Here is a 14,321-nt window from a genome sequence, read left to right as displayed (position 1 = left end):
AAGTACTGCACCCGTTCGGCCACCACCTTGACCTCTACATTGGCGACCACGTAACGACGCACACCGTCGCCGCCTTCGCCTGGTAACGGTTCGGCTACACCGCCTGGCGGCATGGGATTATCGACAGGCCTGGGGTAAGTGAATTCATCATCAGGCGCCCCATCGTCGCCCCCCCTCATCTGGAGGCAGCGGGGATTCGCCGGGGTTCGGCTCATAGATCTGCACCGGATCACCATCGAAATCCGGGTCGGCGAACAATTCGGTCGCTTTCTTGAAGTCAAGGATGGTGAACCAGTACTTATCGAAGTCTTCGTTGATGCGCGTGCCGCGACCGATGATCTGCTTGAACTCGGTCATCGACTGGATACGCTGGTCCAACACGATGAGCTTGCAGGTCTGGGCATCTACACCCGTGGTCATCAGCTTGGAGGTCGTCGCAATGACGGGGTATTTGCTTTCGGGGAAGATGAAATTATCCAGCTCCATCTTGCCTTCTTCGTTGTCGCCAGTGATACGCACGACATAGCGGTGGTTTTGCGCCACCAGATCAGCGTTCTCGTTCACGAGAGCCTGGCGCATGCGCTCGGCATGATCAATGTTGTCGCAGAAGACAATAGTCTTATCGAAGCGATTGCTGGCTTTCAAGTATTCGCTGATCTTGCGCGCCACCACTTGTGTGCGCAATTCCAACACCAACGTGCGATCGAAATCACGCAGGTTGTAAATGCGGTCTTCGATCTCGTTGCAATGTTTGTCGAGCATGCCCTTGTCGGGGCGCCAACCAGTCAGATCTTTGTCCAAGTCGACGCGCACCACCTTGTAGGGCGCGAGAAAGCCATCTTCGATGCCCTGACGTAGCGAGTACGTGTAGACAGGCTCGCCGAAGTAATTGATGTTGGAAACATCTCGGGTTTCCTTAGGCGTCGCGGTCAGACCAATCTGAGTCGCCGAATAGAAATACTCCAAAATCTCACGCCAGGCGGAATCCGCGGCAGCACTACCCCTGTGACATTCATCGATCACGATCAGATCGAAAAACTCCGGGCTGAACTGCTTGTAGATGTTCCGCTCTTCCTCGCTTCCGGTGACAGCTTGGTAAAGCGATAGGTAGATTTCATATGACTTGTTGGCCTGCCGCTTCTGGATCTTGGTCATCGCCGCGCCGAACGGCTTGAAGTCGTTGGTCATGGTCTGATCGACCAGAATGTTGCGGTCTGCGAGAAACAGAATACGTTTCTTGGCACGCGACTTCCACAAACGCCAGATGATCTGGAAAGCGGTATAGGTCTTGCCCGTGCCCGTGGCCATCACCAGCAGGATGCGCTTTTGCTCCTGGGCAATTGCCTCGACAGTCTTGTTGATGGCGAGCAACTGGTAATAGCGAGGCGCTTTGTTGCTGCCATCACTGTAGTAGTCCTGGGCAACCAATGCCTGCTGCTGCGCGCTTAATCCTTGGTGCTCGGCCCACCACTGCCACAACGTCTCTGGGCCAGGGAATTCATCCAGGGCCAATTCACGCTCAATGACGCCATCCTTGGCAAGCTTGTTGTGGAACAAGAAGCCATCGCCATTGCTGCTGAATACGAACGGCACCTGCAGCATTTCGGCGTATCCAAGAGCTTGCTGCATGCCCGCGCCGACGCTGTGCTTGTTGTCCTTGGCTTCGATTACTGCAATAGGCAGGTTAGGCTTGTAGAAAAGCACATAGTCGGCACGCTTGTGCCGTGCGCGCGTATGCAACTGACCACGCACGATGACCCGCCCTTTCGTCAGCGGATATTCCTCGCGCACTTGAGTCACAACATCCCATCCCTGATCTTTCAGAGTGGGCGTAATGAACTTGGTGCAGATATCGCGCTCGCTGTAGGCCTGCTTAGTCATAGGATGGCACTCCATCCATGCACATCAAGAGTCCGACACTTGCCGCCAGATTCTCGGAAAGATACGAGCCGTTTGCCTGCTGGGGAATAACAAGAGAGCGCTGCATTATCGTGATCCGATGACATCTTGACATGCAAATGTATCATTTCAAGACGAACACGGTCGGAAGGCAACGCCCATTCAAAAGCCGACCCATCTCGCAACGCTCAAATGGGGTAATTCTCCGACTCGTTACCCTCATTGGCGGATCCATTGCTTCTATTCGACGGCCATCGAATAAGCGGAATTGGGCTATTCACGCCCGCCAGCCCCTCAGAACGCCACACAGTCAAAGCAGCGCGACGACAGACAACCAACCCTTAACTTCAACGCAATCGTCTAGAGTCGGACGAGCGATTGGAACTCGGCAGACCATAACAGGGTGTGGAAGACCTTTCACAACCACCATGGACTGCCGAGCACCCAGCAATTAACTAAGAATGGACCGCCCCGATCAGACGTTGAACAAGAAATTCATCACATCGCCATCCTGCACGATGTATTCCTTGCCTTCCGCCCGCATCTTGCCCGCTTCCTTGGCGCCCTGCTCGCCCTTGTAGGCGATGTAGTCTTCATACGCGATGGTCTGCGCGCGGATGAAGCCGCGTTCGAAGTCGGTGTGGATGACGCCCGCGGCCTGGGGCGCGGTGGCGCCGATCGGCACGGTCCAGGCGCGCACTTCCTTCACGCCGGCGGTGAAGTAGGTCTGCAGGCCGAGCAGCTTGAAGGCGGCGCGGATCAGGCGGTTCAGGCCCGGTTCTTCCATGCCCATGTCCGACAGGAAGGCCTGGCGGTCGGCGTCGTCCAGGTCGACGATTTCCGATTCGATGGCGGCGCAGATGGCGACCACCGGCGCGTTGCGGGCGGCGGCGAATTCGGTCAGGCGGTCCAGCAGCGGGTTGTTGGTGAAGCCGTCGTCGGCCACGTTGCCCACGTACATCGCGCGCTTAGCGGTGATGAAGCAGAGCTGGGCGATGTCGGCCTTTTCCTCGGTGGACAGGTCGAGCGCGCGGATCGGCTTGGCTTCGTTCAGCTGGGCCACGCACTTTTCCAGCACGGCGACCAGGCGCTGCGATTCCTTGTCCCCGGAACGCGCGGTCTTCTGGTGGCGCTGCAGGGCCTTTTCGGCGGTCTGCAGGTCGGCCAGCGCCAGTTCGGTTTCGATGACTTCGATGTCGGCGATCGGGTCGACCTTGCCGGCCACGTGGATCACGTTGGGATCCTCGAAGCAGCGCACCACGTTGACGATGGCGTCGGTTTCGCGGATGTGCGAGAGGAACTGGTTGCCCAGGCCTTCGCCCTTGCTGGCGCCGGCCACCAGGCCGGCGATGTCGACGAATTCGACCGTGGCCGACAGGATGCGCTCGGGCTTGACGATCTCGGCCAGCTTCTGCAGACGCGGATCCGGCACCTCGACCACGCCGACGTTCGGCTCGATGGTGCAGAACGGATAGTTCTCGGCGGCGATGCCGGCGCGGGTCAGAGCATTGAAGAGTGTCGATTTGCCAACGTTGGGCAGGCCGACGATGCCGCATTGCAGAGCCATGGGAATCCTGTGTAAGTACGGTATTGATCGTTAACGTTCTAGTTTACCCCGCCGGGCCGCGCGCCATGATGACCGCGCCCAGGGGGACGGACGGCTCAACCGGCCGCCGTGGGGGCCCAGCGCATCACGGCCCAGATCAGCAAAATGGGGCCGGCATTGAACATGGCGTGCAGCGCGATCGCCGCGCCGATGCCGCGGCGGATGCGGATCCAGCCCAGCACCAGGCCGGTGAGCCACTGCGGCAGCACCAGCAGCGGCAGCAGCCAGTACGGCGTGTGGTTGAAGACGAAGTTGGTCAGGTGCACCGCGGCGAAGGTCAGCGCCACCAGGTGGAAGACCCAGCCGAAGTGCTTCAGGTAATGGCGCCGCCACGCGGTGTTCCAGCCCTTGAGCGGTTCGGGACGCGGGCGCAGCGACCAGCAGGCCAGCAACACAAAGGCGGCCAGCAGCAGGCCGGTCCAGATGCGCGGCCCGTACAGCACCACCGGCAGCAGCGCCGGGCACAGCCACAGCGCCTGCTTGGGCCGGCGCAGGCCGTAGCGGAACAGCATTTCCTCGACCAGCGGGGCCCAGATCACCGCCGTCAGCCAGGGAATATTGGCCGGGTCCAGCCGATGCGTGACACCGCCGACGCCGGCCGCGGCGACCGCCACCGGCCCCAGGGCGAACAGGTTGATCAGCCACAGCACCGCGGCCCAGGCCAGCAGGCGTCCGGGGCCGACGCCCGGCCACCAGTCCGACACCCAGCCGATCGCCGGCGTGCGTCCGGGCAGGCGGCGCGCCGGGTGCGGATGGCGCACGAAGCGCCAGAAGTCCGCCAGCTCGCTGCGAAAACGCAGCTTGCGCGGCCTGGCGGAACCCGAAGCGCCGTCCATCAGGCGTCGTTGCCGCTGTGCAGCTGGCGGGTGGCCAGCGCGAAGTCGCCGGCCAGCATGGCCGGCACCACGGCGCGGCAGCGGTCGATGACCGCCTCGATTTCCTTCTGCTCTTCGCGGCGCGGCGGGTGCAGCACGAAGTCCGCCACCTGCTGCGCCAGGCCGAGCGTGCGCGGATGGCCGATGCCGATGCGCAGGCGCCAGAAGTTGGGGCTGCCCAGCGCGACCTGGATGTCCTTCAGGCCGTTGTGGCCGGCGTGGCCGCCGCCCTGCTTGAGTTTCACCTGGCCCGGCATCAGGTCGAGTTCGTCGTGCAGCACCAGCACCTGCTCCGGCGTCAGCTTGTAGAAGCGCGCCAGCGCCCCGACCGCCTGGCCGGAACGGTTCATGTAGGTGTTGGGCTTGAGCAGCAGGACGTTGTCGGCCCCCAGGCGGGATTTGGCCACCATGCCGAAGAACGACTTCTCCAGCGCGAACGAGGCGCGCAGGTCGTCCGCCAGGTGGTCGGCCAGCCAGAAGCCCGCGTTGTGGCGGGTGGTTTCGTAGTCGGGACCGGGGTTACCCAATCCCACGATGAGGCGTATGGGAATAGACATGATGGGGGGTGTTTAAACCAAAAAACCCTGCGCATGCAAATGCACACGCAGGGTTTCGGGCGCAAGCCGCGGGAAAGCCGAAGCTTTCCGGCAGGACTTAGGCGGCGGGAGCAGCCGGAGCGGCGTCGGCGTCGTCGGCGGCAGCGCCACCCTTGACGACAGCGGCGGCCAGCAGCGGGTTCTCTTCACCACCGTGCGGGACGTAGGTCACGCCCATCGGCAGCTTGATGTCGGCCAGGTGGATCGAAGCGCCGGCCAGGATGTCGGCCAGGTTGACTTCGATGAACTGGGGCAGCGCCGACGGCAGGCAGGTGATTTCCAGTTCGGTGGCGACGTGGCTGATGATCGCGCCGCTCAGCTTGACGGCCGGCGAGACTTCAGCGTTCACGAAGTGCAGCGGCACCTTGGTGCGCAGCGCCTGGTTGGCGTCGACGCGCTGGAAGTCCACGTGCAGGACTTGCGGCTTGTAGGCGTGCCATTGAACCGAACGCAGCAGGACCTGTTCGTCCTTGGCGCCTTCGAGCTGCATTTGCAGGATCGAAGCGTGGAATTCTTCCTTGCGCAGGGCGTGGTAGATCTCGTTGTGGTCGAGTTCGATGTTCAACGGGGCAGCCGTACCACCATAGACAATGGCGGGAACGCGGCCCGCGCGGCGCAGGCGGCGGCTCGCACTCGAACCCTGGACGCTACGCGCAGTGGCAGTAAATTTCATGGAAAACTCCAAAAACAAAAATTGGCGAAGCGGACTTCGCCGGTTGTGATCACGGCGCACAACAGGTGCGCCGTGTTGCTTGCGTCTTGCCGCGACCAGCAAGACACAAAAAACGGGGAGGCTGGCGTCAGTCGACGAACAGCGAGCTGACCGATTCCGCGTTCGAGATACGCAGGATGGTCTCGCCCAGCAGCGCGGCGCACGACAGCTGGCGGATCTTGCCGCTGGCCTGGCCTTGCTCGGAGAGCGGAATGGTGTCGGTGACGACCAGTTCGTCCAGTTCCGACGCCTCGATGCGGTCGATGGCGCCGCCCGACAGCACGGGGTGCGTGCAATAGGCGTAAACGGCGCCGGCGCCGCGGTCCTTCAGGGCCTGGGCCGCCTTGCACAGCGTGCCGGCGGTGTCGACCATGTCGTCCATGATGATGCAGGTGCGGCCGTCGACTTCACCGATGATGTTCATCACTTCCGACACGTTGGCGCGCGGACGACGCTTGTCGATGATGGCCAGGTCGGCTTCGAGCTGCTTGGCCAGCGCGCGGGCCCGCACCACGCCGCCGATGTCCGGGGACACGACGACCAGGTTCGAGAAATTGCGGCGCCAGATGTCACCCAGCAGGATCGGGCCCGCGTAGATGTTGTCCACGGGAATGTCGAAGAAACCCTGGATCTGGTCGGCGTGCAGGTCCATCGTCAGGACGCGGTCGACGCCAGCCACTTGCAGCATGTTGGCCACGACCTTGGCCGAGATCGCGACGCGCGCCGAACGCGGGCGGCGGTCCTGGCGGGCGTAGCCGAAATAGGGAATCGCGGCGGTGATGCGGCCGGCCGAAGCGCGGCGCAGGGCATCGACCATCACCATGATTTCCATCAGGTTGTCATTGGTAGGCGCACAGGTGGGCTGCAGGACGAAGACGTCCTTGCCGCGCACGTTTTCGTTGATCTCGACCATCACCTCGCCGTCGGAGAAGCGACCGACGGTCATCTTGCCCAGGGACATATCGAGGTGGTTGACTACGTCCACGGCCAGCCGAGTATTGGCCGTGCCCGTGAAGATCATGAAGCTATCGTTTGCCATGATGGATGATGCGATGGTCGTTTCGAGACACTAACGAGGTGATGCGAGAACCTGCTGAAACCGGAAAATAAAAAAGCTGCTGAACCCGGGCCAGTGTCTTACAGGCGTGTTCAACAGCTTTGTTATGTATTCGGTTGGCTGGGGAGGAAGGATTCGAACCTTCGCATGCCGGAATCAAAATCCGGTGCCTTAACCAGCTTGGCGACTCCCCAACTATCTTGCAATCCAATTCCGCAACGGATGTTCAGTCAACCCAGGACATGCCTGCACTAACCGGAACCGTGGATGCGTTGTGCTGTTTAATTTAACAGCGCCGCGCATTGTAGCGGTAATTTCCGTTTTCGCCAAAACGGCCTCCGAAAGTTCGGAAAACTCGGCGTACAAACACGCGCCAGATCCCGACATGCGAACTTGGGTTCCCGTGTCTTTCAACACACCCTGCTCTGCAAGCCACCGCGATGCCCTGAGAGCCTCAGGATAAAGACGGTAGACCACCGGCTCCAAATCATTTTTCCCGAAGGAAAATGTAGGCGAAGCAAGAAAGTCCGCTATTGTGATGTAAGAAGAATCCCTTGTCAAATCGGGTGCGGAAAAAATTCCAACGGTCGGCACGCTCGCGTCCGGCTGCGCCACCAGATAGGCCCGCGCCGGCAGGTCCAGCGCCGTCAGTTTCTCGCCCACGCCCTCGGCAAAAGCGGACTGGCCGAACACGAACACCGGCACGTCCGCGCCCAGCGGCAGCGCCAGGTCCATCAGCTCGCGCCGCGACAGGCCGGTGCCCCACAGGCGATTCAACGCGATCAGCACGGTGGCCGCGTCGCTCGATCCGCCGCCCAGTCCGCCGCCCTGCGGAATGCGCTTTTCCAGCGCGATCTGCGCGCCCTGGCGCGTGCCGGTGGCCTGTTGCAGCGCGCGGGCGGCGCGCAGGGTGAGATCGTCCGCTTCGGACACGCCAGGCAATTCCGCGGCGCGGCTGATGACGCCATCGGCGCGCGCCTCGAAATGCAGGGTGTCGCACAGGTCGATGAAGCGGAAAGCGGTCTGCAGCAGGTGGTAGCCGTCGGGACGGCGGCCCACCACGTGCAGGAACAGGTTCACCTTGGCGGGCGCGGGTACGTCGTAGAGAGTCACGGCGGATCGGGAAAAAGGACGATTGCGTCGATTTTAGCGATCCGCCGGACACGGCGGCGCCGGGCGCGGCAAAGAAGGACCGTCGGCACGGCCCCGGATCAGGCGATCTGCGGCGCGACGCGGCCAGCCAGGCGCTCGGCCGGCGCCTCGATCACCTGCCCCTCCGGCAGCTTGAACACGGCCACGGCGCCCGCCAGCTGGCGCGCCTGCTCTTCGAGCGCGCCGGCCGCGGCGGCGGCCTGCTCCACCAGCGCGGCGTTCTGCTGCGTCACGCCATCCATCTGCGTGACGGCGCGGTTGACCTGGTCGATGCCGGTGGCCTGCTCTTCCGACGCGGCGGAAATTTCGCCCATCAGGCTGGTCACGCGCTGCACCGAATCGACGATCTCGCGCATGGTGGCGCCCGCGGTTTCGACCTGCTCGGAACCGACGCCGACCTTCTGCGCCGAGTCCTCGATGAGCTGCTTGATTTCCTTGGCGGCGGCGGCGCTGCGCTGGGCCAGCGTGCGCACCTCGCTGGCGACCACGGCAAAGCCCTTGCCCTGCTCGCCGGCGCGCGCGGCTTCCACGGCCGCATTGAGCGCCAGGATGTTGGTCTGGAAGGCGATGCCGTCGATCACGCCGACGATGTCGGAAATGCGCGACGAGCTGCCCGAGATGGCGCGCATGGTCTCGACCACGCTGGAGACGGCCTCGCCGCCGCGTTGCGCCACGGCGGCCGAGGCGGCGACCATGCGGTTGGCTTCGCGCGCGGTGTCGGCGTTCTGCTTCACCGTGGTGGCCAGCTCTTCCATGCTGGCCGCGGTTTCCTCGAGCGAGGCGGCCCGCTCTTCGGTGCGGCTGGACAGGTCGGCGTTGCCGGACGAGATTTCGCGCGCGCCGACGTTAATCTCATCGACGCCACGGCGCACCGTGGACACCGTGCGCACCAGGCTGTCCTGCATCGCGCGCAGCGCGCTCAGCAGCGCGCCGATCTCGTTGCGGCCGCGATCGGCCACGCGGCGCGTCAGGTCGCCTTCGGCGATGCGGCGGAAGATCTCGCCGGCCTCCAGCAGCGGACGCACGATCATGCGGCGGATCAGCACGTGCGCGCCCACCGCCATCAGCAGGCCCAGCACCAGGATGCCGGCCAGCAGATACGAGAAGATCATGTGGAACAGCGAGATCTCGTCCATCACCTCCTGGCCGGTGGTCTCGGCGCGCTTCATGAAGGCGTCACGCTCGGACACCAGCAGCTCCTGCACCTGCTGCGTGCCCTGCTTGAAATAGGCGTCCATGTCGCCGGCCTCGAGCACCTTGCCGACGCTCTGCAGGTTGTTGCTGAGGTTGGTGTAGGCCTCGATCAGGTCCTTGGAGACGACCTTCTCGTCGGCCGACAGGCCGCCGGCAAAGGTCTGGAAGGCGCGGTCGCCCGCGGCGATGCGCTGGCGCGCCAGGCGCAGCGCGGTGGTGTCGCTGGCATTGCCCTGCGCCACGCGCGTGGCGTAGCGGCTCAGGTCGGTGCGCGCCGCCACCAGCGACAGCGCGGCCGTGTTCACGGCGTTGACCTGTTGCGAAGAAAGGCGATAGAGCTGGCCGACGTCCTGATTGGTCTGCCGCAGCGCGACGAAACCCATGCCGCCCACCAGCAGCTGGAAAGTGAAAAACACCGCGATGATCCCCAAGAGCATCGTCGCGATCCGCGTATTCCTGAACATTGGCATTCTCCGTAAAAAAGCGGCGGTGCGATCCGCGACCACCGGCCTTGCATGCCGCGCGCAGGGGTCGCGCGCGCGGGTGTGGAAGAATTATTCAGGTTAAACAGAATCTATCAATCAGTAACAGAGTCGCTTTTGCAACGCTTATTTGCCGATTGAGGCGAAACGGACGTGCTACCGGCAGACGACACAACGGCCCCGAAGGGCCGTCGCGAACGTCACAGACCGGAAGCAATCAGGGCTTGTTGACGACCAACCGCACCATGATGCGGCGGCCGGGCTCCTGGCGCTCGAGCACCAGCATCTGCGGACCGAGCGTGTCATAGCGCGACAACCGCGCGCGCCAGCCGCCCTGCTCGAACGCCACGGGGCGGCCCAGCTCGTCGTTGGAGACGTCGGTGGCCTCGGGCTGGCCCGGCAGCCTGCCGCGCAGCCAGTCGCGCAGGCCGGACACCGGCATGCTGCTGCCCAGGGCGTCTTCGGCCAGGGCGTCGGGGTTGTCGGCCACCAGGCGGGTGCCGTCGGCCTTGGTCAGGCTGGCCGCGCCGGGCTGGCCCTCGACGCGCGCCTCGGTCGAGCCGAGCGGGTTGGTCAGGTCCAGCACATAGCGGCGGCCGTCGTCCGACCAGGAGAAGCCGCCCTGCACGGCATTCTGCTTGCCGCTTTCCTCGTTGACGGTGATGGCGAAACGGCCGATGCGCGAGAAGGCGTCGGCCGAGACGCCCTCGATGGGCTTGGGCGTGGTGGTGCAGGCCGCCAGCGCGAAGGCCAGCAGGGCCAGCAGGGCCCAGCGCATCCAGACCATGCCGCCGGCCAACCCGCGAGGCGTCGTCGCGACCGCTGCCGTCACAGGCTGACTCCGAGGCGCTTGACGACCTCGAGCACGGTCTTGTTCTTGGGATCCTTGGCCAAGGCGGCGCGCAGCAGTTCGACCGCCTGGTCGCGCTTGCCCTGGGTCCACAGCACTTCGGCCAGGTGGGCGGCGATGTCGGCTTCCGGACGCACGCTGTAGGCGCGGCGCAGGTAGTCGGCGGCGGCGACCTGGTCGCCCATGCGGAATTTGACCCAGCCCATGCTGTCCAGGATGAACGGGTCGTTGGGCGACAGTTCCAGCGCCTGGGTGATCAGGTCCAGCGCTTCGGGCAGGCGCTGGTTGTGGTCGGCCAGCGTGTAGCCCAGCGCGTTGTAGGCGTGGGCGTGCTCGGGATCGAGGGCGATGACCTGGCGCAGCATGCGTTCGAGGTCGGCCAGGCGGTCCTGGCGCTCGTACAGCATGGCCAGCTCGTACTTGATCTCGACGGTGCCGGGCAGCGCCTGGTCGGCCGCTTCCAGCACCGACACGGCCTGGCCGATGCGGTCGGCATCGCGCAGGATCTGGGCCTTGGTCAGCACGCCCAGGGTGCGCTCTTCCTCGTCCTGGGGCGCGGCGGCGTCGACCATCTTGATGGCGTCGTCGACCCGGCCGGACTTGGCGCGCAGGGCGGCCTGGCGCATGCGCGCCGAGAAACGCAGCGACGGATCGTCGATGCGGCCCAGTTCGGCGATGGCTTCGTCGTACTGGCCCTGGTCTTCGGCGATGCGCGACAGCAGCACGTGGGCATCGGCCGCGGCGGCGCCGGCGTCGGTGGCGCCCGGCACGATGGCGCGCTGGCGCTGGTTCTGGACGTCCAGGTACTGCTGCAGCAAGGTCTTGGCCTGCGGCAGCTGGCCAGCCTTGTAGGCCAGCTGGGCCTGCATGAAGAGCAGGTCGAAGTCTTCCGGCGAGCGGCGCGACATGGCCTGCAATTCAGCCAGGGCGCCGTTGTAGTCGCCGGCGTCGGCCATCTGGCCGGCCAGCATCAGCCGGACCTTGCGGGCGTTGGGATTGCGGTTGATGTAGGCGCGGGCATCGGCCTGCGCGCGCTGCGGGTCGACCTTGGCGCCGTACTCGAGGACGCGCTGGGCGGCCGGTTCGGACTTGGGGTCGGCGGCCAGGGCGGCATGGGCCTCCTGGGAGGCGCGCGGGTAGTCGCCGGCGGCGGAGGCCACGTCGGCCAGCGCCAGGTGGGCGGCGGGCAGCTTGCGCACGCTGTCGCTCAGCGCTTCGTCAAGGATGCGCAGCGCCAGGCGGCGGTCGTTCAGGCGGCTCAGCACGGCCAGGGCCTGGCCGATGGCGGCCGGCTTGTCGCGCGAGGCCTCGATGCGGTTGCGCAGGGCCTGCGACAGCCCCTTGGTCTGGCCGTTGGCGGCGGCCAGCGCCAATTCGGTGGAGCTGGCCTCGAGATCGTTGGGCGACAGGCGGGCCCAGACGCGGGCGGCGTCCAGGGCGCCCGGCAGGTTGCCGCCGGCCAGCTGGAATTCCAGGCCGCGGCGCGCCAGGCGGGGATCGCCGGTGTCGCGCGCCAGGCCGACCATGGTGTTGGCGGCGGTGCCGTACATGCCGCGCTGGGCGGCGATTTCCGACGCCAGGACACGGTAGAAGATGTCGGCGGTCAGCGACACGTAGGGCAGCTGGCCCGGACGCAGGCGGATCACCTCGGTTTCTGGCTGGCGGTTCTGGGGCGCCATGCGGGGGCCGGTCGCATCCCGCGTCCGGCTGTCGGCGGCCTGGGCCTGAGGGGCCAGGGCGGAGGCCAACGCAAGCGCCAGCGCGGCAATCCCGATATTCATTTGTTTGAAAGACGACTTCACGCGGCCCGTCCGGTTGGTGGCACAATCTTCGTACACGCAATTGATGATCTTACACTGGCTCATGCCGGAACTGCCTGAAGTTGAAACCACGCGTCGCGGAATCGACGCCGTCATCACCGGCCGCCCCCTCACGCGGCTGGTCGTCCACGAATCCCGGATGCGCTGGCCCATCCCGGCCGACCTGCCCGCCCTGGTGGGCGGCCGCACCGTGCTGGAATGCGGCCGCCGCGGCAAATACCTGCTGCTGCGCTTCGACCACGGCACCCAGATCGTGCATCTCGGCATGTCCGGGTCGCTGCGCAGCGTGGCCCCGGGCGAATTCCTGCGCAAGCACGACCACGTCGAATGGATCTTCGACCAGGCCGTGCTGCGGCTGCACGACCCGCGCCGCTTCGGCGCCGTGCTGTGGCACCCCGATGCGGACGGACCGGTCGAAAACCACCCCCTGCTGGCCAAGCTCGGCATCGAGCCGTTCGATCCGCGCTTCGACGGCGCCTGGCTGCACCACCACTTCAAGAACCACGGCGCCGCGATCAAGCAGGTGCTGCTGGCCGGCATGGCGGTGGTCGGCGTGGGCAATATCTACGCCTCCGAAAGCCTGTTCCGCGCCCGCATCAACCCCAAGACCCCGGCCAACAAACTGTCGCGCGCCCGCTGCGACCGCCTGGCGGACATGGTGCGCGCCACCCTGGCCGACGCCCTGACCTCCGGCGGCAGCACCCTGCGCGACTACGTCGGCGCCACCGGCGAACCGGGCGCGTATTTCGAGATCCACGCGGCGGTCTACGAGCGCGCCGGCCAGCCCTGCCGGGTCTGCGGCACGCCGATCAAGCGCATCGTCCAGGGCCAGCGGGCCACCTATTACTGCCCGAAGTGCCAGAAGACCTGAGCGCGCCGCTTGAAACATCCAGACCCCTGGGGCCGCCCGCGGCCCGAAAGGTTCCCGTCCGGGCCGCCCTGCGCGGCCCGGACGCATTTGGGCAAGCCCTGGAAATCCAAGGGAAATCCCTGCCAAAAAGGCCCTATTCGTTTATAGCAAACGTATTGCACAACCACTAACGCCAAGCTATAGTCCTTCCACACACCCTATTCCTATAAAAGTGGAAGGAGCCTCCATGAGCAAGCAATTCGCCTCGCACGCCGACCTGACCGACAAGGTCGTGTCGTTCGAAAAGCTGTCCGACAACGCCTATGCCTACACCGCCGAAGGCGACCCCAACACGGGCGTGATCATCGGCGACGAGGCCGTCATGGTGGTCGACACCCAGGCCACGCCGGTGATGGCGCAGGACGTCATCCGCCGCATCCGCGAAGTCACCGACAAGCCGATCAAGTACATCCTGCTGTCGCACTACCACGCGGTGCGCGTGTTCGGCGCCTCGGCCTACAACGCCCAGGAGATCCTGGCCAGCCGCGACACCTACGACCTGATCGCCGAGCGCGGCGAGCAGGACAAGGCCAGCGAGATCGGCCGCTTCCCGCGCCTGTTCCGCAACGCCGAATCGATCCCCCCCGGCCTGGTCTGGCCCACCATGACGTTCAAGGGCGAGATGACCGTCAACCTGGGCAACCTGGAAGTCAAGCTGCTGCAGGTCGGCCGCGGCCACACCAAGGGCGACACCATCGCCTGGCTGCCCGAGCAGAAGATCCTGTTCGCCGGCGACCTGGTCGAATACCAGTCCACCCCCTACTGCGGCGACGCCTACTTCCGCGACTGGCCCAGCACGCTGGACGCGCTGTCGGGCTTCGAGGCCGAAAAGATGGTGCCCGGCCGCGGCCCCGCGCTGAAGAACGCCACCGAAGTGCGCCAGGGCCTGGCCGGCACGCGCGCCTTCCTGACCGACCTGTACGGCGCGGTCAACCGCGGCGTGGCCGAGGGCAAGGACCTGAAGACGATCTACCGCGAGGTCTACGACTTCATGAAGCCGCGCTACAGCGACTGGGTCATCTTCGACCACTGCATGCCGTTCGACGTGTCGCGCGCTTACGACGAGGCCAGCGGCCACGTCCACCCGCGCATCTGGACCGACAAGCGCGACCTGGAAATGTGGGCCCAGCTGGAGGGCTGATCCCGCCCGGCCGGTCCGCCGGCCGCG

General features: G+C 65.1%; 11 protein-coding genes, 1 tRNA gene and 1 pseudogene. 2 read left to right on the top strand and 11 right to left on the bottom strand.

The window, feature by feature from the left end; all coding sequences use genetic code 11:
- The 11 genes and pseudogenes from hsdR to AOZ49_RS15070 form a co-directional block, all read right to left on the bottom strand.
- Positions 1–1,881 (bottom strand): annotated as a pseudogene (gene hsdR / locus AOZ49_RS15120) (EcoAI/FtnUII family type I restriction enzme subunit R); the annotation flags it as partial.
- A gap of 493 nt (positions 1,882–2,374) precedes the next feature.
- A complete protein-coding gene (gene ychF / locus AOZ49_RS15115) occupies positions 2,375–3,466 on the bottom strand; it encodes a redox-regulated ATPase YchF (RefSeq protein ID WP_054476192.1) in 1,092 nt (363 codons plus the stop codon).
- Between the two features lie 95 nt (positions 3,467–3,561).
- The gene (locus AOZ49_RS15110; protein ID WP_054476191.1) at positions 3,562–4,341 is read right to left on the bottom strand and encodes a CPBP family glutamic-type intramembrane protease; all 780 of its coding nucleotides are present in this window, start codon (positions 4,339–4,341) and stop codon (positions 3,562–3,564) included.
- Entirely contained in the window at positions 4,341–4,937 is a 597-nt protein-coding gene (pth, locus tag AOZ49_RS15105) for an aminoacyl-tRNA hydrolase (protein ID WP_054476190.1), read from the bottom strand. The genes AOZ49_RS15110 and pth overlap by 1 nt, the downstream gene beginning before the upstream one ends.
- A gap of 97 nt (positions 4,938–5,034) precedes the next feature.
- Entirely contained in the window at positions 5,035–5,649 is a 615-nt protein-coding gene (locus tag AOZ49_RS15100; RefSeq protein WP_054428955.1) for a 50S ribosomal protein L25/general stress protein Ctc, read from the bottom strand.
- Between the two features lie 127 nt (positions 5,650–5,776).
- Positions 5,777–6,727: a ribose-phosphate pyrophosphokinase gene (locus AOZ49_RS15095; protein WP_006227587.1), complete on the bottom strand. Its 951-nt coding sequence runs from the start codon at positions 6,725–6,727 to the stop codon at positions 5,777–5,779.
- Positions 6,728–6,862: 135 nt separating this feature from the next.
- Positions 6,863–6,939: transfer RNA gene (locus AOZ49_RS15090), tRNA-Gln, on the bottom strand.
- Position 6,940: 1 nt separating this feature from the next.
- The gene (gene ispE, locus AOZ49_RS15085; protein ID WP_054476189.1) at positions 6,941–7,858 is read right to left on the bottom strand and encodes a 4-(cytidine 5'-diphospho)-2-C-methyl-D-erythritol kinase; all 918 of its coding nucleotides are present in this window, start codon (positions 7,856–7,858) and stop codon (positions 6,941–6,943) included.
- A 98-nt stretch (positions 7,859–7,956) separates the two neighbouring features.
- Positions 7,957–9,555, bottom strand: coding sequence for a methyl-accepting chemotaxis protein (locus tag AOZ49_RS15080; RefSeq protein ID WP_054476187.1), 1,599 nt, complete (start codon positions 9,553–9,555; stop codon positions 7,957–7,959).
- 235 nt (positions 9,556–9,790) lie between these two features.
- The gene (gene lolB, locus AOZ49_RS15075; protein WP_054476264.1) at positions 9,791–10,360 is read right to left on the bottom strand and encodes a lipoprotein insertase outer membrane protein LolB; all 570 of its coding nucleotides are present in this window, start codon (positions 10,358–10,360) and stop codon (positions 9,791–9,793) included.
- A gap of 41 nt (positions 10,361–10,401) precedes the next feature.
- Positions 10,402–12,288: a tetratricopeptide repeat protein gene (locus AOZ49_RS15070; RefSeq protein ID WP_054476185.1), complete on the bottom strand. Its 1,887-nt coding sequence runs from the start codon at positions 12,286–12,288 to the stop codon at positions 10,402–10,404.
- Between AOZ49_RS15070 and mutM the strand changes: the two genes are divergently transcribed.
- Together mutM and AOZ49_RS15060 are read left to right on the top strand one after the other, a co-directional pair.
- Positions 12,287–13,114 carry a bifunctional DNA-formamidopyrimidine glycosylase/DNA-(apurinic or apyrimidinic site) lyase gene (gene mutM, locus AOZ49_RS15065; RefSeq protein ID WP_054428959.1) on the top strand — a complete coding sequence of 276 codons (828 nt, stop codon included), beginning with the start codon at positions 12,287–12,289 and terminating at the stop codon, positions 13,112–13,114. The genes AOZ49_RS15070 and mutM overlap by 2 nt on opposite strands.
- Positions 13,115–13,340: 226 nt before the next feature.
- Complete coding sequence (locus tag AOZ49_RS15060) at positions 13,341–14,294, top strand: MBL fold metallo-hydrolase (protein ID WP_054428960.1); 954 nt, start codon at positions 13,341–13,343, stop codon at positions 14,292–14,294.
- The last annotated feature ends 27 nt before the right edge of the window (positions 14,295–14,321 follow it).

The organism is Achromobacter sp. 2789STDY5608615 (assembly GCF_001298995.1).
GTDB lineage: Bacteria > Pseudomonadota > Gammaproteobacteria > Burkholderiales > Burkholderiaceae_B > Achromobacter > Achromobacter insuavis.
The sequence above is the reverse complement of the archived record's forward strand: the minus strand, read 5'-3'. Positions and strand labels throughout refer to the sequence as shown.